Origin of the sequence: Staphylococcus nepalensis, from assembly GCF_014635045.1 — a bacterium.
Lineage (GTDB): Bacteria > Bacillota > Bacilli > Staphylococcales > Staphylococcaceae > Staphylococcus > Staphylococcus nepalensis.
In genome coordinates this window covers 237939-259965 of record NZ_BMCF01000001.1, presented here as the reverse complement: position 1 = coordinate 259965, position 22027 = coordinate 237939, and the positions used below count along the sequence as shown (strand labels likewise).

The window sequence follows — 22027 nt, the reverse complement described above, 5'->3', positions numbered from 1 at the left end:
ATAACATCCACAGGTAGCCCTATATTTATAAGAAACTTTTAATTGAGAATATAAGTATAGAAAGGAATTAACACATGTTAAGTATAAAAAACTTATCTAAAGTCTATGGCGGCACAAAAAAAGCTGTAGATAATATTTCATTAGAAATTGAATCTGGTGAATTTATCGCATTTATAGGTACAAGTGGAAGCGGTAAAACAACTGCTTTAAGAATGATAAATAGAATGATTGAAGCTACAGAAGGAGAAATTGCAATCAACGGCAAAAATGTTCGTAAAATGAATGCTGTTGAACTACGTAGGAAAATTGGTTATGTAATTCAACAAATTGGATTAATGCCTCATATGACCATTAAAGAAAATATTGTATTAGTCCCTAAGTTATTAAAATGGTCTGAAGAAAAGAAAGAGAAAAAAGCGAAAGAGTTAATTAAACTTGTCGATTTACCTGAAGAATATTTAGATAGATATCCTTCTCAACTTTCTGGCGGGCAGCAACAACGTATTGGTGTTGTTCGTGCATTAGCTGCTGAACAAGATGTCATTTTAATGGATGAACCGTTTGGCGCATTAGATCCAATCACGAGAGACACGTTGCAAGACTTAGTGAAACAATTGCAACAAAAATTAGGTAAAACATTTATTTTTGTTACACATGATATGGATGAAGCGATTAAACTGGCAGACAAGATTTGTATTATGTCTGAAGGGCAAGTCGTTCAATACGATACGCCAGATAATATTTTACGTCATCCTGCAAATGATTTCGTCCGCGACTTTATTGGTCAAAATAGATTGATTCAAGATAGACCTAATATGAGAACTGTTAAAGATGCAATGATCCGACCAGTAACAGTACATGCAGACAGTTCATTAAACGAAGCGGTTAAAATTATGAGAGAACGTCGCGTGGATACAATATTCGTAGTTGGAAACAATAGTAGGCTGCTTGGTTATTTAGACATTGAAGATATAAACCAAGGACTACGTGGTGGGAAAGAACTTATAGACATGATGCAACGTGATATTTATAGAGTGAGAGTAGATAGTAAATTACAAGATACAGTACGCACAATCTTAAAACGTAATGTAAGAAACGTACCAGTTGTAGATAGCGATGAAGAAACACTGATTGGATTAATTACAAGAGCAAACTTAGTTGATATTGTTTACGATAGTATTTGGGGCGAATTAGATGAAGATATCAGCGCACAAAAAAATGCTATTGTTGAGCCCGACAATGTAGGAGCTGATAAGTAATGAAAGACTTTATAGATCAATATGGTGGGCAACTGATATCTAAAACAGTTGAACATTTCTATATCTCAATCATCGCTTTATTAATTGCTATTGTAATCGCGGTACCAATAGGGATTTTACTATCTAAAATGAAAAGAACATCTAATATTGTATTAACAATTGCTGGGGTGCTTCAAACAATCCCAACATTAGCGGTATTAGCTGTCATGATACCGATATTTGGTGTTGGTAAATTACCTGCAATCGTAGCATTATTTATATATGTATTATTACCAATTTTAAATAACACTGTATTAGGTGTACAAAACATAGATGACAATATTAAAGAAGCAGGCACAAGCATGGGTATGACACGCTTTCAATTAATGAAAGATATTGAATTACCATTAGCCTTACCGCTTATTTTAGGGGGTATCCGACTATCTTCTGTCTACGTAATTAGTTGGGCTACTTTAGCCAGCTACGTAGGCGCGGGCGGTTTAGGTGATTTTGTATTTAACGGATTAAACTTGTATGACCCATTAATGATTATAAGTGCAGCGGTATTAGTTACTGCATTAGCTTTATTCGTAGACTTCTTACTTTCAATCGTAGAAAGATGGGCTGTACCTAAAGGATTAAAAGTATCCAGATAATTTGAGGAGGACATTATGAAGAAATTGAAACAATATTGTATTGTGCTTGTGTTGTGTCTGACGGTCTTATCTGGATGTAGTTTACCTGGATTAGGTGGCAACAGCTCAGAAGATGATGTCAAAATTACAGCGCTAGCAACAAGTGAATCACAAATTATGTCTCATATGTTGAGACTGTTAATAGAACATGATACAAACGGTAAGATTAAACCGACACTAATCAACAATTTAGGATCAAGTACGATTCAACACAATGCGTTAGTTAATGGTGACGCTAACATGTCAGGTACAAGATATAATGGTACAGACTTGACTGGCGCATTAAACGAAGATCCGATTAAAGATCCTAAAAAAGCAATGAAAGTAACACAAGATGGTTTCCAAAAGAAATTCGATCAAACATTTTTTGATTCATATGGTTTTGCAAACACATATTCATTTATGGTAACGAAAGAAACTGCAGAAAAATATAATTTAGATACTGTATCAGATTTGAAAAAGCATCCAGAACTTCGACTTGGAGTGGACAGTTCATGGTTAAATCGTAAAGGTGATGGCTATCCAGGATTTACTCAAGAATATGGATTTAAATTTGACACGATTAGACCAATGCAAATTGGTTTAGTATACGATGCGTTGCATTCAAATAATTTAGAAGTAGCAGTGGGTTATTCCACAGATGGCCGTATTGCAGCTTATGATTTAAAAGTATTAAAAGATGATAGACACTTTTTCCCACCCTATGATGCGAGTGCGGTAGCTACAAATGAATTGTTAGACAAACATCCAGAATTGAAGCCAATTATTGATAAATTAGCTAAGAAAGTATCTACAGATGAAATGCAAAAATTGAATTATCAAGCAGACGGTGAAGGTCAAGAGCCTGCTGTGGTTGCAGAAAAATTCTTGAAAGCACATAATTATTTTGAAGACGATAAGAAAGGTGGTCAAAACTAATGGAAGGTAATTTATTACAGCAATTAGTAGAATATTATTCAGTTAACTATGGCTACCTTTGGGATTTATTTTTAAAACATTTATTAATGTCTGTATATGGTGTATTATTTGCATCCATTGTCGGTATCCCAATTGGTATCGTCATCGCAAGATACAGTAAGTTCTCTGGTTTGATTATTACGATTGCGAATATTATCCAAACAGTTCCAGTCATTGCGATGTTAGCGATTCTTATGTTAGTTATGGGGTTAGGTACGACAACAGTTGTAGTCACAGTCTTCTTATATGCTTTATTACCAATTATAAAAAACACCTATACAGGTATTATGGGTGTAGATGTAAATATTAAAGATGCTGGTAAAGGCATGGGGATGACACGAAACCAAGTGTTGAGAATGATTGAACTACCTTTATCGCTTTCAGTCATTTTAGGTGGATTAAGAATTGCACTTGTAGTAGCAATTGGCGTTGTAGCAGTGGGATCATTTATCGGTGCGCCAACTTTAGGCGATATTGTTATTCGCGGTACAAACGCTACAGATGGTACGACATTTATCTTAGCTGGTGCAATACCTATCGCATTAATTGCTATTTTAATTGATGTAGGTTTAAGATTATTAGAAAAACGCTTAGACCCAGCACACAGAGCAGAGAAAAGAAGTAAACAACAACCACAAACGATTAATGAATAGAAGGTCGTGAAACAGTTGGCAATATTATCGATTAATTATAATTCAAAAACAATAGGCATGCATCATCATTTTATGGTGGTTTTACCAGAAGATGCAAGTTATTTTAACAAAGAAGCACAGCCTAAACCCTTAAAAACTTTATTATTATTACATGGTTTATCAAGTGATGAAACGTCCTATATGCGCTACACCAGTATTGAACGCTATGCGAATGAACATCAACTTGCAGTTATTATGCCTAATGCAGACCATAGCGGTTATAGCAATATGGTATTTGGCCATAAATATTATGATTATATATTAGAAGTGTTTGATTATGTACATCAAATCTTGCCATTATCTCATAAAAGAGAGGATAATTTTATTGCAGGTCATTCTATGGGTGGCTATGGAACAATTAAATATGCTTTAGCTGAGGGCCATCGATTTGCAAAAGCTTGCCCATTATCTGCTGTATTTGATGCTCAGGCATTTATGGATTATAAATGGTACGATTACTCAGGAGAAGCAATCGCTGGCATATCTAAAAATGCAAAGGGCAATGAACTAGACCCATATTATTTAGTTGAACAAGCTATGCAACAACATAAAGCGATACCAGAATTATTGATTATGTGTGGCACAGAAGATGAATTATATGAAGATAATAAGAAATTTATTAATTATTTAGACGAAAAACAAGTGTCATACTTATTTGAAGATGGACCAGGCGCACATGATTATGCTTATTGGGATTATGCGATTAAACGTGCGATTCAATGGTTCGTTGAAGCATAATCATAAAGTGTTATCTTTTTAATTCTAAAATAAAAAGAAGACAATTTTCCAAATTACTGGGAAATTGTCTTCTTTTATGTGAAATGGGTTATTTTAATGTAGCTCTAATGTCATTTAATACGGGATGCTATATTTTGATTAAATGCACAGTACTATAATTATTATCGAAATACAAGGATATAAAGATATATTATTTGAATTTTCTGATAATGGTAAACATATAATACAAATTTATATATTGAATGATTAAAGTAGAGGTATTGTGCTAATGAGATAAAATATTTGGTCACGGTAACTCATAAATAAGATAGTTTATATAAATGTTAAATTTCTTTCTAGGTATATTTATACACTATACGCACTGTTTTTTAGCAATATTAACCACTTAGTGTTATTTTGGATATATTGACTTTTGAAAAATCATTTGTTTTTTTGATAAGTAAAAAGTCATATCTATATTATAGTAATTATTTTAAAAGGGAGAAAAATGTTTTTGTGGTTTGATAGTCAAAGCCACTGATAATAATTACTGCTTGTTTCATGGGGGATTAGGAGGCAAAAAATATATGGAAACAGAACGACCGTTTGAAGGAGATAATCGGCTTCTTCTAGGTATTTTTTTAAGTGTGATCACATTTTGGTTGTTTGCTCAATCACTCGTTAATATTGTTCCCGCACTGCAATCATCTTTTGATACGAACTATGGAACAATTAATGTAGCTGTAAGTTTAACAGCATTATTATGTGGTCTATTTGTCGTTGGTACAGGTGGACTTGCTGATAGGTATGGCAGAGTTAAAATGACTTACATAGGTTTATTTTTAAGTATATTAGGTTCTTTACTTATTATTATACCTGGATTCATTCCATTACTCGTTATTGGGAGAGCCATACAAGGATTATCAGCAGCTTGTATTATGCCTTCAACATTGGCAATTATCAATGAATATTATATTGGTAGAAGGCGCCAACGTGCGTTAAGTTACTGGTCTATAGGTTCATGGGGCGGTACAGGTATCTGCTCATTCTTTGGTGGTATTATGGCTACATTTGTAGGCTGGCGTTCTATATTTATAATATCTATAATCGTAGCATTATTATCTATGTATTTAATGAAACATGCGCCGGAAACGAAAGCAGTTCAAACTGAGCTATCCAAACGTGCCAAATTTGACATCGTAGGATTAATTATACTGATAGTTGCAATGCTGAGTGTCAATCTAATTATTACACAATCTTCAAATTATGGTTTCTTTTCACCGTTTATTTTGATGTTAATTGTGATATTCATCATTTCAATTATTGTATTTATATTATTTGAAAGTAAAATTAAAAACCCATTAATCGATTTCAAGTTGTTTAAACATAAAGCGTATAGTGGTGCTACAGTCTCTAACTTTTTATTGAACGCTGTAGCAGGTACATTAATTGTTGCAAATACGTATTTTCAATCAGGTTTGCATTTCACATCTTTTCAATCAGGTGTAATGACAATCACTTATTTAGTAGCAGTTTTAGTTATGATTCGCGTTGGTGAAAAAGTTCTACAAGCAATCGGTCCCAAAAAACCGATGCTTATAGGGGCAGGGCTGAACGCTATAGGTATTATCTTAATTTCATTAACATTTTTACCGACAACAGTTTATGTTGTTAGTTGTGTGCTGGGTTATTTAATATACGGTATCGGTTTAGGTATGTACGCAACACCTTCAACAGATACAGCTGTCACCACAGCACCAGAAGACAAAGTTGGTGTAGCGTCCGGCGTTTATAAGATGGCGTCATCGCTAGGTAATTCATTTGGTGTAGCTATTTCAGGTACCATATTTAGTATGATGACAGCGAAGCAAAATATTCATGTGGGCGCCATGTATGGTTTATGGTTTAATGCTACACTTGCAATTATTGCGTTTATTGCTGTGTGGTTGCTAGTACCGAAACGCCAATTTAATAATTAAATATAATAAGCTAGCTCGTAAATTGAGCAGAAAAGATGATGCACCCCAAAAGTTGGATGGACAATTTGACTTTGAGGGTGCATTTTTAAATGCATATTATTGATTTAAGGAAGTAGTAATATAATTTTGTGCGGTAAAACTAAGTTAATTGTATATTTTAATGAAAATATTGGTTATCATCTAAGATACATATTATAATTTAGTAAACGTTTACATAGGAGGGGTAAATTTGAAAAATACACTATGGCAAAATGAAAAAGAGCGACTCGCTTTATTAAAACGGCTTGTAAAACATCCAACGGTTACGAATACCCAAGGTGAAAAAAGTTTTCCTAGTTTAGTGCACCAATTATTGTCACAACTTAATTATTTTCAAAAAAACTCTGACCATATACAAAAAGTGTTGACTGAAGATGATAAAGAAGCACTCATCGCTTTTTATCATGGTACACGGACAGGTAAAACAATCGTTCTAGTAAGTCATTATGATACAGTAGGGGTATCCGAATTTGGTTTTTCAAAGGATATCGCTTGTGACCCTGATAAATTAGCTTATTATTTTCAACAAAATAAAGGCTATCTAGATGAAGATGCTGTAAATGATTTAATCAGTGGAGATTATTTATTTGGACGCGGAACAATGGATATGAAAGCAGGTTTGATGTTGCACCTGTCATTAATTGAGTTAGCTTCAGTGGAAGCGTGGGATATTAACCTTATATTAGTAACAGTGCCAGATGAGGAAGTACACTCTTCCGGTATGAGAAAAGCAGTAGAAAAACTCGCGGCATTAAAAACTGAATATCATTTGGATATTCAATTACATTTAAACAGTGAGCCTACGTTTCAACAAGCATCTATTGATGACCAACATTACATATATTCAGGGTCAATTGGAAAAATAATGCCTGGTGTGCTTTGTTATGGTAAAGAAACACACGTAGGCCAACCACTTGAAGGATTGAGTTCTAGCTTTATGATGAGTTACATTACGCAAGCACTGGAATATAATACCCAATTAAAAGAGTGCTTTGAAAATGAATCAACGCCTTTGCCTGTTACATTGATGACGAGAGACCTCAAAGATACATATGATGTTCAAACACCTTTTAAAACCATGGGATTATTTAATATATTTTTATTCAAAAAGACTCCGAAAGATATCTATAGCGCTTTTATTAATACTGTGATTACGGCTGTAGAACGTTGTGAATCAGAATGGCTTTCTATATTAGAAGAAGAAAATTATCAATTTGATACGAAAATAAACGTTCTGACTTATGAGCAACTTAAGCAGTATGCAATCAAACGATATGGTGTGGATCATATAAATCAAGTTATAAACCAGACAATCAAAGAAACAAGTGAGTTACATTTACAAAGCGTTAATGTCGTAGATAAATTGATGCAATTATGTAAAAATATTGCGCCTGCTGTTGTAACATTTTTTGCTTCACCATACTACCCTGCGGTTAATACTTCGTATGACGAGGGTATAGAATCAACGATTCATTTAGTCCAAAACACACTGAAAAATCAATTCCAACGTAATAGTGAACGTGTACATTATTTTAATGGTATAAGTGACGCCAGTTATTTGAAGTTTGAAACTGATATGGATGATATGACATTATATGCTCAGAATGCGCCCAATTTTAATCAAACGTATTCAATTCCTTTTGAAGCCATCAAAATGATTAGCGCACCTACATTAATGCTGGGTCCCATCGGTAAAGATGCGCATCAATTAAGTGAACGTTTGCATAAACAAAGTGCATTTGTAGAATTACCAGTTATATTAGAAACTGTTATTAAATCATATATTAAATCATAAAGATTATCATATTTACTGTTTAAGTATAATTCTACTTGTTAGTGGATAAGCTATTACGATATATTATGAAGTATAAATTTAAATATTGGTTTTTAGGGTTAATTTTAAACGGAAAATGGAGTGTCAAATATGGTAGAAGCCTATAAAGATTTTTGGAAAAAATATATAGATTTTCAAGGTAAATCAAATAGATTAGAGTTCTGGACACCAGTATTGATTCATATCATTTTGGTATTTATTGTAGCTATCATAGGCATTATTTGCTTTGTTACAGGGGTGTTTACGGTTGCAGCAATCATATCCGCTATCGTAGGCGTTTTTGTATTAGCGATGATTGTGCCTATGTTTGCAGTCACGTTACGGCGATTTTACGACGCCGGTAGAAAAAGAAGTACTGCTATTTTGCTTATTGGTATAACTATCGTGGTGAATATTTTATTTGATATAATTCAAATCAATAGCATCGCTGTGATACTTAACGTGATTGCGTGGCTTTGTACAATTATATTAATTGTTGAAACTTTACTACCATCACGTCACGTTGGTGAATCAGAACTAAAATGGTTGTAATGCGTTTCCAAACACTTAAATAAATGTGCATCTGTGAACCATTCCGAATGAATATGAGATTAACGATAGTTGACCGAAACAAAAATGAATTGACGCCTAGCTTAAAAAGCACTACTTTTAAAGCGCCGTATCTAATGAATAACTAATGCATGAAACTAACTCATGAGACTTATTTTTATAGTCATCCATGTATGGACGTATAGACGGAATAAGGAAACCTTTTAATCAATAGGGGTTCTATTTCGTCTATTTTTTATATTATTTGTTAAAGATTAAAAATTTTCAACTGAATATTATCAGAAAATTCATTGTATTGAAAAAATGAAACCTTTAATATAAAGAAAAAAGGAGGACAGAAAATGGAATGGCTAAAATTGTTAGGTATTTTAATTATCGTATTAGGATTTTTATTTAAAATTGATACAATCGCTGTTATTTTAATAGCCGCGGTGGTAACAGGAATTGTATCTGGATTGGATATACACGCAATTCTTGAAACATTAGGTAAAGCATTTGTTGATAATCGTTTAGTAACACTTTTTATCTTAACACTACCTATGGTCGGTTTAATTGAGCGATTTGGCTTAAAGAAGCAAGCTTCGAATATGATAGGCAAAGTAAATAAGGTGACGAGTGGTCGTTTAATGACAATATACTTATTGATAAGAGAGATTGCAGGTGTCGCTTCAATACGTATTGGTGGGCATCCGCAATTTGTTCGCCCACTAATTAACCCAATGGTGCAAGGGGCTTTAAGAACACGTTATAATTTGCAAGAAAATGAAGTAGAACCAGAAGATATTGAAAAAATTAAAGCTCAAACTTCTGCTATGGAAAATTATGGTAATTTCTTTGGACAAAATTTGTTTGTTGGTGCGGCTGGCGTACTCTTAATGGTGGGAACATTTCAATCATTAAATATAAAAGTAAATGCTATAGACCTTGTTCTAGCATCATTACCCATTGCTGTTATCGTTTTTATGATTGTATGGATTAATAATGTAAGGTTTGATAAATATTTAGGTAAAAAGTATGGCAACAAGCAGGTGAAACCACATGAGTGATCAAACATTAAATCAGATTTTAGAAATTTTTTACATATTGATTGGTTTACAATTACTTTATACCGCTTATCGTGTACTAAAAGCCACCTCAAATAAAAAGAAATATAGTACAGCATTATTTTGGATTTTATTAGCCATCTTATTTATTGGCGGTCCATATATACCCAATGTTGTTAATGGCGTATTTATTTTAGTTATGGGGGCATTAACGCTATGTAAACAAGTCGTTATTAAAAACATTGTAGATGTAAATGATACACAAGGAGATAAAGGTTCGAAAAAATATGGAAATAAATTATTTATACCAGCTATAGTGCTGGCAGTCGCTGCGGTTATTGTTTCAAACTGGACACCATTAGGCGGAGCTATCGGACTAGGAGTGTCTTCTATATTAGGACTCATTGCTGCTTATATAGTCATAAAACCAAATGGAAAGTATGTATTGTATGATAGTGATAGACTAACACAGCAAATTGGTACAGTAGGGATATTGCCACAATTTTTGGCAGCGTTAGGTGTGCTATTTACCGTTAGCGGCGTTGGTGATGTCATTTCCAAAGGGATATCCTCATTTTTGCCCGAGGGAAATCATTTAATAGGTGCTGCGGCCTATGTGATTGGTATGGTACTTTTTACAATGTTGATGGGGAATGCATTTGCTGCTTTTACAGTTATCACAGCAAGTATTGGTGTTCCTTTTGTTATTGCGCAAGGTGGGGATCCAGTTATTGCAGGTGCACTAGCAATGACAGGTGGATTTTGTGGAACGTTATTAACACCGATGGCTGCTAATTTTAATACATTGCCAGTCGCACTATTAGAAATGAAACAAGAATTTGGTGTTATTAAAGCCCAGGCGCCTGTTGCGTTTATATTGATTTTGATTCATATAGGATTGATGTACATTTGGGCTTTTTAAGTAATTTGATGAATATTTAAACAATGAAAGGAGATTTCAAATGATGAAAATTTTAGTAACAGGTTTTGACCCTTTTGGAGGCGATACAATCAATCCAGCATTAGAAGCGGTTAACTTATTACCAGACGAGATACAAGGTCATACGATAGAAAAATTAGAAATCCCGACAGTTTTTAACAAAAGTAAAGTAACCATAGAAAATAAACTTAAAGCAACCCATTTTGATATTGTCTTAGCTATAGGGCAAGCTGGTGGTCGATTTGAATTAACACCAGAACGCATAGGTATCAATATAGATGATGCACGTATACCTGATAATGAAGGCAATCAGCCTATAGATGAGATGATACAATCATCAGGTGACGCTGCATATTTTTCTAATTTACCAGTAAAACGTATGACAGAGGCAATTAAAACAGCGGGTGTACCAGCAAGATTATCTAATACAGCAGGTACGTTTGTATGTAATCACATTTTATATCAATTGGGGTTTTTACAAGCAACTCAGTTTCCAAATATTAAATTTGGTTTTATTCATGTCCCTTTTATTCCAGAACAAGTTACAGACAAACCAGAACAACCTTCTATGTCCATTCAAACTATCGCAAAAGGATTGAAAGCTGCGCTTGAAGCCATTATTGAATCAGATGAAGATATCAAAGTCGCTCTAGGAGAAACGCATTAAGTATACTTTCTAATCAGTTAATGTAATAGAATAGCAGTAAAATCCATCTAGATAACGATTTAATTTAATGTTATTTACAAGTTCTTATTTGAGAGAAAAATATATCCAAAATTAATTTAATAGAAGTTAAGACATGATTTAGAAAAAGGAAAAGGCGTGAGACAGAAAAATACAAGCGCACTAGCGCTTGTATTTTTTTATGTTTTGTTTTTTAAAATAGTTTAATGATCATGTTCTGTTCTTATATAGTCCATACGAATTTCGTTATAAGTTTTTCCAAAGTAAGTCGGTTTCTTATCATCAGTTACCTTAAATCCAATTTGCTCATAAAAATGAATAGCATTTTCATTCTCTTCGACTACCCATAGTGTTACATTATCAGGATAAGACAACTCTAACGCGCGTTGTGTAAGCGCATAGCCAATCATATGACGTTGATACTCTTCTAGTAAATACAGCGCAAATATTTCACTCCAGTCATCCGAAGAAGAAGAGGACTGTGTTTTACCGTAAGATATAAACCCTACGACTTCATTGTCGACAATCGCAACTAAGGTTGGCACATTGTGTAAAAAAGACTGTTTAATAAATTGTTCTTTATCAAGATTTTCTAAGTAATTATTTTTGGAAAGGTGATTGTAGGTTTCTAGCCAACTTTCATAGTGAACAATTGCTTTACCACGCTTATCTGTTTCTGTTAAGGGTCTTATAGTAAATTCCATACAAAACTCCCCCTTTGTCTACCAAATTGAATTTATTATAGCATCAAAAGTTTATAAAAGAAATTTTTTAAATACAAAATGATATTCATTAAAAAATATATAACGGGAACATATTGCTATACTTACTAAGTTATTTTAAGCCTTGTTTTATGCATTTGTTGTTGTAATTGAACCGCTTCTTTTTGACTAATCTACTATAATATGTATGCGCAAAGTGCATTGTAAAATTAAAAACAACCCGCTAAATGACCAATACAAACCTAGTGCAGCAGCAGAATGTAATGTAATGAAATGTACGTAATGAAAATGGGAGAGAGCACCATTAATATATAGTGAGTTTTTCTTTGGTCTTTAGGATAATGTATTGTATTCACGAGAGGTTGAACAAAATAAATAAGTGCTGCGATGAATGACATCCATAAATTAGGTTTCGTTAAATCGAACCATAAAAAATATGGAAAACGGTCAATACCACCATTACTAGGGAACTTTAGTGTAATAATAAGACCAAATAATATTGGGAATTGGGTTAAAATAGGTAAGCAACCAATGAGGCCTTTCAATGGATTGATACCATATTGCTTGTAAGTAGTGATAAGTTTTTTGTTAGCTTCGCGTTTGTCTTCTTGTGTTTGTGCCTCATTTAAATGTTGTTTGATAACATCTACCTGTGGTTGAACTATTTTTGTTTTTTCTCTCATCAGATGCATATTTTTAACTTGGATTAACATAAAGGGCATTAAAAATAGTCGGATAATCAGAACAATAGCAATGATGACTATACCATAGTTATTAACAAACAAATGACCTAGCCCATGCAAAAGTGTATCAAGAGATCTAACAAAAATATAATAAACGATGGTTCTCTTCTTGATTTGAATAACCACAAGCAGTTAAACATAAAGACAGACCCATTAAGGCTGTCCATTTTCTATTCATAAAAAATACCTTCCAATCTGCAATGTAATAAACTTAACTTTAACACAATTGTATGTAATTTTTAATCGTTTCCAAAGTAGCTTTAAGGGTGTTTTTAGAAAAAGAAATATATTTTATATAAAATGCAAATTGTTAAGATTGAGAGAAAAACGAAATATTTAATGAATAAACTGGAGTTATGTCATAATGAAATTGTTACAATAAATAAGGAATGTGATAATTATGCAAATAGGGGTCATTTCTGATTTACATGTAGATAGGCATAATCAATTAACACCGAAAGACTATCAAGCAGCTTTAGTTCGTATCATACAAAAACGACAAATTGAATTACTATTGATTGCCGGAGATGTGTCAAATCATTATCAACGAACGAAACAATTTATAGAAAATATTGAAATAAACGCGCAAATAAAAGTGTTATTTATCCCGGGGAATCATGATTTTTGGTCAGCAGAAACTGGGATTACATCATCTGAAATTTTAGATACTTATATTAAAATGGATAATTGTTTAATTGATCAACCCTATGTTGTCAATGATGAATGGGCCATTGTTGGTAATACAGGTTGGTATGATTATACGTATGCCAATTCTAAATTTTCATTGGAACGGCTTGCACGAAGAAAGTATTATGGTGCTACTTGGCAAGATAAAGTGAAAATAGATTGGCCAATGGAAGATAGAAAATTATCAGCTATAGCTGCTAAACAAACAATTAAAGATATTGAAAAAGTAAAACACAAAAAAATTATATTAATGACCCATATTGTTACACATCCTAAATTTGCTGTCCCTATGCCACATAGGATATTCGATTATTTTAATGCATTTATAGGTACATCAGATTTTAATAGTATTTATACAAGTTATGATATCAAGTACAGTATTATGGGCCATGTTCATTTTAGAAATACATTTGAAGAAAATGGCGTGACGTATATTTGCCCTTGTTTAGGGTATCAACGAGAGTGGCGTACGTCTGATATAGAGCAAGAGATTGATCAGGCTATGCATCAAATTGTGATTGATTAATGGGTGTTTTGTTTTAATTACTTTTATTGAAAATGTAGGCTCATGCGACCAGGTGTGTTGTAACTTGCTTCTAGTTTTTCTTTTTTAATTTTAATAATTTGGTATTTATTTGGAAAAATAGCAGGGAATATAATTGATTTTTTTAATCTTGACCATAATGGATCGATATAATAATAATGATGTTTATCATAACCAATAAGTACTGTGACATGAATATTAGAGACTAATTTCTGAGATTGATTGTCAAATTTAAAAGTGCGTTTAAATGGTTTACGGCCTAAAACAGTGTGATAAATGATAACAGGTTGGCCATGATCAAGCGTGTCACATAATGTTTTAAGTGATTGACCCGTACTGTCAATCATACGCGCATCATATTTTTGTAAATATGGAACTAAAGCATTTGGAAAGATTGTTTGGTGGTAGCCGCGTTTAACCCATAAATGATGGCCTACATAACCTTTGTACGGATTATTATCATGTTTAGGCCAATGTTTCATAATATGGGAGGCGAGCACATTATGATTGTTGAATTGTAATATCATTGCGCATGCGATACCTTCACATCCCATAATCATTGGGATTGGAAATAGTTGACTGATTGGTTTAACTGCTAATATTTTTTTGTTCATAATGAGTGACTCCTGTTTCAATTTATGAGTAACAATTAACTCTAGTTAATATTTTTATTATATATCTATTGCCGTGAAGCGCCTATAAAGTTGCTTAGCATATTGTTAATATTAGAAATTATTTTATAAATTTAGTTATAATAACCAAAAGGGGTTGGAAGAGATGAAATATAGAATAGAAACAATATCAAAAACGTCAGTTATAGGTGTTCAAAAAGAATATATAACTGGGCAAAAAGCACAAGAAAATATTTTTAAATTCTGGATGGAATTCGAAGCAGCAGGCCATAAAGATCAGTTAAAACTTCAAAGCAATCGTCATTTAGACGGCTTGTTAGGCGTCTTTACACCCAAGGCCAATGGAGAGATGCATTATTTAATCGGTGTAACGAATGAGGAAGCGCAGAATAATTGGCAACAAGTTGATTTAGCTGAAGGAAGGTACCTTGTCTTTGACGCAAAAGGACCGGTTCCAGAGTCAATAAAACGAGCGATGCAAACCATTAACAGAGATATCTTACATACTTTAGATTATGAATTGAGAAACGCACCTTTTTTTGAATTATATAAATCAGGTGATGTAAATTCAGAAGCATATGTTACAGAAATTTGGTTGCCTATTTTGTAACAAATGATGTTAATAGAGTAGATAAAATTCAATCAAGAGATATAAAAAAGAACAGGGTAAAGAACACATTTTCTAAAAATTGTTCGCCCTGTTCTTTCATTTAAATGATTAAAATAAGATATCTATTTTAATTGTTTATTAAATAAAATAGATTTAAAGACAATTTCTAAACAAATAATGAGTATAGCAGTTATAACTAAAATAGTGATATATGGTAAAACACTGTATTCGCCTTGTAAACCAACAAGTGGTGACATTATGCCGCCAAGTATAAACTGGAATAAACCTAAAAGGCTTGAGGCATTACCACTACCGCCCGTTCGTGATTCCATCGCTAGGGCAAAACTTAAAGGCCCTATGCCTGTTACAGGACACACGTTTAAAAAGAATGCAATAATTAACACCCACAATGGTAGATGAAGTGTTAAAGTTACAATGATTAGTATGACGCCCACTATTTGAATTGTTGTCAAAATAATTAACAATAGATATCTATTCATATATGCAACCAATTTTGCTGTAAGTTGACTCATAATGATTAGCCCAACGCCGTTAAATGCAAATAAATAGCTGAATTGTTGAGGAGTCATGTCGTAAATTTTCTGTGTAATAAACGGTCCTGCAGCTGAAAAGCTAAATAACATGACGTATGTTAAGCCTTGTAAAACCATTGGAATAATAAATGCAGGTTTTTTAAATAAGGCACCGAAGTCTTTAAAGATAGCACTAAAATTCAATTTAGAGAGATTTGTTTTATGTGTTTCTTCTAAATGCAACATTGATAATATCAATATGATGATACTCACTACAGTTAAAATTAAAAATATGGCTTTCCAATTGGATATGGTTAATGCATAGCCACCTATAATTGGAGCAATAATTGTAATAATGCCATTGATCACAAGTAAAGAGGCAAGTCCTTTAGCTAAAGCCTTACCTTCATGTTGGTCGCCCATTGTCGCTTTAGCGATAACAATAGCGCCTCCCCCAGTTAAGCCTTGAAATAGTCGCAATAGAAGTAAAAGGCTCATAGAGGTTGTAAAAACGGCAAATAATGAGGCAATGGCATAGATTGAAATAATGATTAAAGCCATTTTTTTACGTCCATATGCGTCAGATAGGGGACCGAAGATAAATTGACCGATAGCGAGTCCAATCATCGCAAATGATAAAGTGAGTTGAACCTGCGATACAGAAGTATTAAAATCACTTTGCACATTTGGTAATGAAGGTACATACATATCTATAGTTAAAGGTCCAAACGTAGTCATTATACCCAACACAATAATGACCATGGTTGGTAATTGACGATTTGAAATTTTGTCCATGTTTGAAACTCCTTTGAAATTGTCTCTAATCCCTTATTATAAACATGTTAAGTCATTTTGTAACTATTGTTTTGAATTTAAGTTCATGATGAGCCTAATATGATGAGAGACGTGGATTGGTTATATGGTAAGTGGATGGTTTATATCACACACGACATACATTTTTATGGTAAAGTATGATACTAGATAATACATGTAATTTTATATTTTGATAGTAATCATCCGAAATAATTTGGAATTTACTAAGGAGTAAAATAATGAATTTAACTAAAACGCACTATGAAGTTATTAAATTTGTAATTGTAGGTGGCATGAACACTTTTAATTATTATATCGTTTATCTTTGTTTATTGAAATTACTAGACTTGAATTATTTAGTTAGTCATATAAGCGGCTTTATCATCAGTTTTATTATTTCATATTATTTAAATTGTTACTTTGTTTATAAAGTAACGCCAACGTGGAGGAAATTTTTGAAATTTCCATTAACGCAAGTGGTCAATATGGGGATGCAAACTTTATTATTATATATTTTTGTTCAATGGTTTAGCATTTCATCAGTTATAGCCCCTTTTGCAGGGTTGGTTATCACAATACCAGTTACATTTTTACTCTCTAAATATATTTTAAGAGACTAATAAAGGACGTATAGAATCTAAACAGTATGCGAACAATGGAAGGCTTCATAGATGCAATAAAAGATAAGGTACAATGGTAACGACATTTAAGTATTAAAACGGCCGGCGGGGTAATGAGATCTATTTAGAACAATTGATTTCGGCTCCGCTTATTTTTTATTCTCACTCAATATTATAATTAATATTAGGAAAGGCTAAAAAAATAATTAGTGTTTTTATATTAAATAATTTTTGAATAAAAATTGTTGTAAATATGCTGGTGATAAGTCATAATGAGTATTCAATAATGTTGAAGGTGGAAATAAAGATGAGTCAAAATGAAAAATTGAAAACAGCTCAAAAAGGAGCGTTTTTAAGTTTAACCGTTTATGTCATATTATCAATCATTAAATTTATAGTAGGCTATTTATATAATTCAGCGGCTGTTAAAGCAGATAGTTTAAATAATATGACGGATATTATTGTGTCATTAGCAGTGATTATCGGTTTAAAAATCTCTATTAAACCTGCAGATAAAAACCATCCATATGGTCATTTGAAATCTGAAAATATTTCATCATTACTTGTTTCGTTTATCATAATGTTTGTCGGTATTCAGGTTATTATAGAAAATGCCCCAGAGTTATTGACTGACGAGCATGAAACGCCTAATATTATAAACATTTACGTCAGTGTCATTAGTGGTTTGATTATGCTGGCTGTATTTTACATTAACCAAAGCATTGCTAATCATACAAAAAGTAGCTCATTGAATTCTGCAGCTAAAGATAATTTATCAGATGCGTTAGTGAGTATAGGGACAGCAATTGGTTTAGTGTTCACGCAATTTGGTTTTCCTATTTTTGATACGATATTAGCTATTATTTTAGGTTTACTTATTATATATACAGGTTTTGGTATTTTCAAAGAGTCTATCTTTACATTAAGTGATGGTTTTAATGAGCAAGAGTTAGAGGCTTATCGAAATTATGTATTAGAAATTGAAGAAGTGATAGATGTTCAAAATATTAAAGGCCGTTATCATGGAAGTAGTATCTTTGTAGATGTGACCATTGTGGTTGAATCTAATATATCCCTAGAAGAAGCGCATCAAATTTGCGATAAAGTAGAACAACATATGCATAGTAAGGGTATATCTTCAGTTTATGTTCACCCAGAACCCAGATCAATTCAGTAGAATAAATAACTAAAATTTTATATAAAAAGCGATGTAAGCATCTAATATGATAGACACTTACATCGCTTTTTTTTAGCAAAAAAAATATATAATGAGGGGTAAATTCACTATTTATGTTTTTACCACCAGCCGTTTGCAACGCGGAATTCAATTGCTGCATCGATTGAGCCATAACGGTCTTCAGCATATTGAATCATCCCTTTAGTTTGCTCTGTTACTGAACCAGTACCCCAAGCTTCTTTAGTTTGTCCTAAACCTCTGTAACCTAATTCATTTACGGCATCCGGATTACCGCTTGATTCTGGCATTACAATATGATCCCATAATGCTTTTGTACCGCCTGCAGCAATAAATTCACTATAAACATCATTGTTTGCTTGTGTTGTTTCTGCAGCATCAGCTATAGATGCGTTTGAGTTTAGGCCAACTCCAGTTGTAGCGATAGTAATTGATGCAAAAGAAGCTAATAATAATTTTTTCATTGAGAAAAATCCTCCTATTAATTTTTTGTTTGAATGAATTATACTTTGTTTAATTATTGATTTTTTGTGTTAAAAAAATGACATCTTGTTTTATTAATATGTTGTTTCTTATTCAACGATTTCAACTATAACATCATTAGATAGGCTATAGGTTACAGTTAAATAAAAATAAAATGTCATTTATGAATAAAAGAATACAATTATTTCAAAATACAGTGTAAATTGTTATAATTTTAATATATAGAGTGACGATTTAAATAGAAATAAGCGTCATATAAATATTTTTAAGCTTTTTTTAATATGATTGATTGTAACGGTTTTGTAAATGTAGTAAGTAATATCATTTTAATTAATGGAAAGAAGGAATAGTATGCCAAAGTTAATTTTATGTAGACACGGTCAAAGCGTGTGGAATGCAGAGAATCTCTTTACAGGTTGGGCAGATGTTGATTTATCTGAGCAAGGGAGAACCGAAGCAATAACTTCAGGTAAAAAAATAAAAGACCAAGGTATCGCAATTGATGTTGTATTTACTTCATTATTACAACGTGCTATTAAAACAACCTATCATCTATTAGATGAATCTCATCAACTATTTATCCCTATCGTTAAAACTTGGAGACTAAATGAGCGTCACTATGGTGGGTTACAAGGTTTGAATAAAGATAAAGCAAGAGAAAAATTTGGAGAAGAACAAGTGCATACGTGGAGACGTTCATATGATGTAGCGCCGCCTAATCAAAGTGAACAACAAAGAAATGACTATTTAAATGATCGAAAATATGAACACTTAGATAGAAGAGTGATGCCAGAATCTGAAAGTTTAAAAGATACGCTCGTTAGAGTTATACCTTATTGGAATGATCAAATATCACAACAATTATTAGATGGTAAGACTGTCTTAGTTTCTGCCCATGGTAATTCACTGCGAGCGTTAATTAAATATATAGAAGACGTTTCCGATGAAGATATAGTAGGGTATGAAATTAAAACGGGTGCACCATTGATTTATGAACTTACAGATGACTTAAAAGTAATCGATAAATACTATTTATAATTATCATAAGATATCTATTTTTAAAATAAAGTTTAAGTATCGCATTAATATAGTAACTTAAATGGTATAATAAGTGACTGATTTCTCAATACACCTATTTTTATGTGTTTTAGAAATCAAGTCACCATTGAGAAGCGGAATGACGAAATCAAAGGTAATTGTTTTTGGTTTTGAAATTTCGCTTTTTTTATTTATTTCGCTTATGTTGCTGGATAATTTTACGTGCACGTTTTCTTGTTTTGATATTTGGACTGTTGAGATTACGACGTGCTGTTTGTAAATCTAATTTCATAATAAGTTCCTCCTTTATCTAAAGTTATTATGCAAGATAAAATCAAAAAAGTAAATAGTAATTATTACGATTTGCAAAGGTGCATCTATTTTTTAACTTAAACAGCATCAAATTAAACCAAAAATTTCAAGTTTTTTTAATGCTAAATACATATAAAATAGGTATAATGCAGAAATGCGACTAACATAAGTTGATAAATTTTTAAAATATAGGAGTAAGAAAATGGATAAGAAAACAAAAATTATAATGATTTTGATGATGTTGTGTGGTGGTTTTTTTGGGTTATTAAACGAAACGCTATTAACAACAGCATTACCTAGTATAATGAGAGATTTTAAAATAGATTATACGCAAGTACAATGGCTTACAACAGCTTTTCTATTAACGAACGGTGTTGTTATTCCATTGTCAGCGATGATTATCCAAAGATTTTCAACAAGAAAGGTATTTTTAACTGCAATATTTATATTTTTTATAGGAACAATCATTGCAGGATTTAGCCCAAACTTTACTATTTTATTAAGTGCAAGAATTGTTCAAGCACTTGGTTCCGGAATTATGATGCCTTTGATGATGACGACCATTTTAGATATATTTGAACCGCATGAAAGAGGTAAATATATGGGGACATTTGGTTTGGTTATAGGTTTAGCACCAGCTATTGGCCCAACGCTATCAGGCTACCTTGTAGAATATTTTAACTGGCGTTCATTGTTCCATGTAGTAGCACCGATTGCGGCACTTACATTTATTGGTGCACTTAAATTCGTGAAAAATGTTGGAACGAATCGTAAGACACCTATTGATGTTTTATCCATTATCTTATCAGTTATAGGATTTGGCGGTTTACTCTATGGTACAAGTTCAATTTCACGTGATGGATGGAATGATCCTGTTGTATTAACAACTGTAATAGGTGGCATTATTTTAGTGGCCCTCTTTATCTTGCGTCAAACGCGTTTAGACAATCCATTACTTGATTTTTCAGTATTTAAAGATAGCCAATTTGCGATAGGTATTATTATTATGGCCTTCACTATGATTTCAATGATTGGTTCTGAAACAGTATTGCCAATGTTTGTACAGAATATTATGAATGATTCTGCACTTCAGTCAGGTTTAATATTATTACCAGGAGCCATTGTTATGGGTATTATGTCAGTGATTTCTGGTTTGTTATATGAAAAATACGGTGCTAAATTATTGGCATTTATTGGTATGTTTATCGTAGTAATTACAACGTCTTATTTTGTAATAATGGATGAACAGACATCATCAGCATTATTAGCAACTGTGTATGCAATTCGTATGATTGGTATAGCGCTTGGGTTAATGCCACTGATGACACATACTATGAACCAACTTTCACCAGAGATGAATGCACATGGCTCTTCAATGACCAATACTGTACAACAGATTTCAGCTTCTATTGGTACAGCAGGTCTAATAACGATTATGAGCCAAGTTGCTAAGAACTATACGCCAGATATGTCTGATTTTAAGGATATGGGCCAAAAGGAAATGGCAGCAGAGGTCCAACATCAAGCGTTATTAAGTGGTTATCATGGCGCATTTTGGTTTGCAGTCATTATATCCATCTTGAGTTTGATGAGTGTGTTTATGTTGAAAAGCAAACGACAAATTAGATTAGAAGAGGACAAAAATTAATAATCTAAACACAGTTATATTTTGTTTCTATTTTTGTAGAAACTTGTAAAGCGTATTAATAATATGATAATTTGATATC

Annotated in this window: 23 protein-coding genes; 17 read left to right on the top strand and 6 right to left on the bottom strand. The window is 32.5% G+C overall.

Annotation, left to right across the window (positions count from 1 at the left end; all coding sequences use genetic code 11):
- Positions 1 to 74 precede the first annotated feature (74 nt).
- The 11 genes from IEU88_RS01325 to pcp all read left to right on the top strand — a co-directional run bounded on the left by IEU88_RS01325 (position 75) and on the right by pcp (position 11350).
- Entirely contained in the window at positions 75 to 1259 is a 1185-nt protein-coding gene (locus IEU88_RS01325) for a betaine/proline/choline family ABC transporter ATP-binding protein (RefSeq protein ID WP_103372831.1), read from the top strand.
- Positions 1259 to 1894 (top strand): ABC transporter permease, encoded by a 636-nt coding sequence (locus IEU88_RS01320; RefSeq protein WP_096823757.1) that lies wholly within the window; start codon positions 1259 to 1261, stop codon positions 1892 to 1894. Before IEU88_RS01325 ends, IEU88_RS01320 begins: the two co-directional genes overlap by 1 nt.
- A gap of 15 nt (positions 1895 to 1909) precedes the next feature.
- Positions 1910 to 2851: an osmoprotectant ABC transporter substrate-binding protein gene (locus IEU88_RS01315; RefSeq protein WP_096808489.1), complete on the top strand. Its 942-nt coding sequence runs from the start codon at positions 1910 to 1912 to the stop codon at positions 2849 to 2851.
- The gene (locus IEU88_RS01310) at positions 2851 to 3543 is read left to right on the top strand and encodes an ABC transporter permease (protein WP_096808490.1); all 693 of its coding nucleotides are present in this window, start codon (positions 2851 to 2853) and stop codon (positions 3541 to 3543) included. The genes IEU88_RS01315 and IEU88_RS01310 overlap by 1 nt, the downstream gene beginning before the upstream one ends.
- Before the next feature lie 15 nt (positions 3544 to 3558).
- Entirely contained in the window at positions 3559 to 4320 is a 762-nt protein-coding gene (locus tag IEU88_RS01305; protein ID WP_103372830.1) for an alpha/beta hydrolase, read from the top strand.
- 566 nt (positions 4321 to 4886) lie between these two features.
- A complete protein-coding gene (locus tag IEU88_RS01300) occupies positions 4887 to 6278 on the top strand; it encodes an MFS transporter (protein ID WP_103372829.1) in 1392 nt (463 codons plus the stop codon).
- Between the two features lie 229 nt (positions 6279 to 6507).
- A complete protein-coding gene (locus IEU88_RS01295) occupies positions 6508 to 8112 on the top strand; it encodes a M20/M25/M40 family metallo-hydrolase (protein WP_103372828.1) in 1605 nt (534 codons plus the stop codon).
- Between the two features lie 129 nt (positions 8113 to 8241).
- On the top strand, positions 8242 to 8682 hold the full coding sequence (locus tag IEU88_RS01290; RefSeq protein ID WP_096808494.1) for a DUF805 domain-containing protein: 441 nt from the start codon (positions 8242 to 8244) through the stop codon (positions 8680 to 8682).
- 359 nt (positions 8683 to 9041) lie between these two features.
- Positions 9042 to 9746, top strand: a complete 705-nt coding sequence (locus tag IEU88_RS01285; protein WP_103372827.1) for a DUF969 domain-containing protein — start codon at positions 9042 to 9044, stop codon at positions 9744 to 9746.
- Positions 9739 to 10665 carry a DUF979 domain-containing protein gene (locus IEU88_RS01280; protein ID WP_103372826.1) on the top strand — a complete coding sequence of 309 codons (927 nt, stop codon included), beginning with the start codon at positions 9739 to 9741 and terminating at the stop codon, positions 10663 to 10665. Before IEU88_RS01285 ends, IEU88_RS01280 begins: the two co-directional genes overlap by 8 nt.
- A gap of 43 nt (positions 10666 to 10708) precedes the next feature.
- Positions 10709 to 11350: a pyroglutamyl-peptidase I gene (pcp, locus tag IEU88_RS01275; protein WP_103372836.1), complete on the top strand. Its 642-nt coding sequence runs from the start codon at positions 10709 to 10711 to the stop codon at positions 11348 to 11350.
- Between the two features lie 221 nt (positions 11351 to 11571).
- On the opposite strand, the gene IEU88_RS01270 is transcribed toward pcp, so the two are convergent.
- Positions 11572 to 12072 carry a GNAT family N-acetyltransferase gene (locus tag IEU88_RS01270; protein WP_096808498.1) on the bottom strand — a complete coding sequence of 167 codons (501 nt, stop codon included), beginning with the start codon at positions 12070 to 12072 and terminating at the stop codon, positions 11572 to 11574.
- Positions 12073 to 12332: 260 nt separating this feature from the next.
- Entirely contained in the window at positions 12333 to 12875 is a 543-nt protein-coding gene (yidC, locus tag IEU88_RS13845) for a membrane protein insertase YidC (RefSeq protein WP_318270770.1), read from the bottom strand.
- Positions 12876 to 13233: 358 nt separating this feature from the next.
- Here yidC and IEU88_RS01260 point away from each other — a divergent pair, with 358 nt between their 5' ends.
- Positions 13234 to 14046 carry a metallophosphoesterase gene (locus IEU88_RS01260; protein WP_096808499.1) on the top strand — a complete coding sequence of 271 codons (813 nt, stop codon included), beginning with the start codon at positions 13234 to 13236 and terminating at the stop codon, positions 14044 to 14046.
- Positions 14047 to 14069: 23 nt separating this feature from the next.
- On the opposite strand, the gene IEU88_RS01255 is transcribed toward IEU88_RS01260, so the two are convergent.
- The gene (locus tag IEU88_RS01255; RefSeq protein WP_096808500.1) at positions 14070 to 14678 is read right to left on the bottom strand and encodes a C39 family peptidase; all 609 of its coding nucleotides are present in this window, start codon (positions 14676 to 14678) and stop codon (positions 14070 to 14072) included.
- A 163-nt stretch (positions 14679 to 14841) separates the two neighbouring features.
- Between IEU88_RS01255 and IEU88_RS01250 the strand changes: the two genes are divergently transcribed.
- Entirely contained in the window at positions 14842 to 15306 is a 465-nt protein-coding gene (locus IEU88_RS01250) for a GyrI-like domain-containing protein (RefSeq protein WP_096823759.1), read from the top strand.
- Between the two features lie 122 nt (positions 15307 to 15428).
- On the opposite strand, the gene tcaB is transcribed toward IEU88_RS01250, so the two are convergent.
- Complete coding sequence (gene tcaB / locus IEU88_RS01245; protein WP_096808501.1) at positions 15429 to 16634, bottom strand: putative multidrug effflux MFS transporter TcaB; 1206 nt, start codon at positions 16632 to 16634, stop codon at positions 15429 to 15431.
- 257 nt (positions 16635 to 16891) lie between these two features.
- On the opposite strand from tcaB, the gene IEU88_RS01240 reads away from it, so the two are divergent.
- Positions 16892 to 17272, top strand: coding sequence for a GtrA family protein (locus tag IEU88_RS01240; RefSeq protein ID WP_103372825.1), 381 nt, complete (start codon positions 16892 to 16894; stop codon positions 17270 to 17272).
- Between the two features lie 307 nt (positions 17273 to 17579).
- Positions 17580 to 18449: a cation diffusion facilitator family transporter gene (locus IEU88_RS01235; protein ID WP_096808503.1), complete on the top strand. Its 870-nt coding sequence runs from the start codon at positions 17580 to 17582 to the stop codon at positions 18447 to 18449.
- Between the two features lie 119 nt (positions 18450 to 18568).
- On the opposite strand, the gene IEU88_RS01230 is transcribed toward IEU88_RS01235, so the two are convergent.
- Complete coding sequence (locus IEU88_RS01230; protein ID WP_103372824.1) at positions 18569 to 18931, bottom strand: aggregation-promoting factor C-terminal-like domain-containing protein; 363 nt, start codon at positions 18929 to 18931, stop codon at positions 18569 to 18571.
- Between the two features lie 370 nt (positions 18932 to 19301).
- On the opposite strand from IEU88_RS01230, the gene IEU88_RS01225 reads away from it, so the two are divergent.
- Positions 19302 to 19988, top strand: coding sequence for a 2,3-diphosphoglycerate-dependent phosphoglycerate mutase (locus IEU88_RS01225; protein ID WP_096808505.1), 687 nt, complete (start codon positions 19302 to 19304; stop codon positions 19986 to 19988).
- A 187-nt stretch (positions 19989 to 20175) separates the two neighbouring features.
- Here IEU88_RS01225 and IEU88_RS01220 read toward each other — a convergent pair whose 3' ends face one another.
- On the bottom strand, positions 20176 to 20280 hold the full coding sequence (locus IEU88_RS01220; protein WP_017722768.1) for a putative metal homeostasis protein: 105 nt from the start codon (positions 20278 to 20280) through the stop codon (positions 20176 to 20178).
- 222 nt (positions 20281 to 20502) lie between these two features.
- Here IEU88_RS01220 and IEU88_RS01215 point away from each other — a divergent pair, with 222 nt between their 5' ends.
- A complete protein-coding gene (locus tag IEU88_RS01215; RefSeq protein ID WP_103372823.1) occupies positions 20503 to 21948 on the top strand; it encodes an MDR family MFS transporter in 1446 nt (481 codons plus the stop codon).
- The last annotated feature ends 79 nt before the right edge of the window (positions 21949 to 22027 follow it).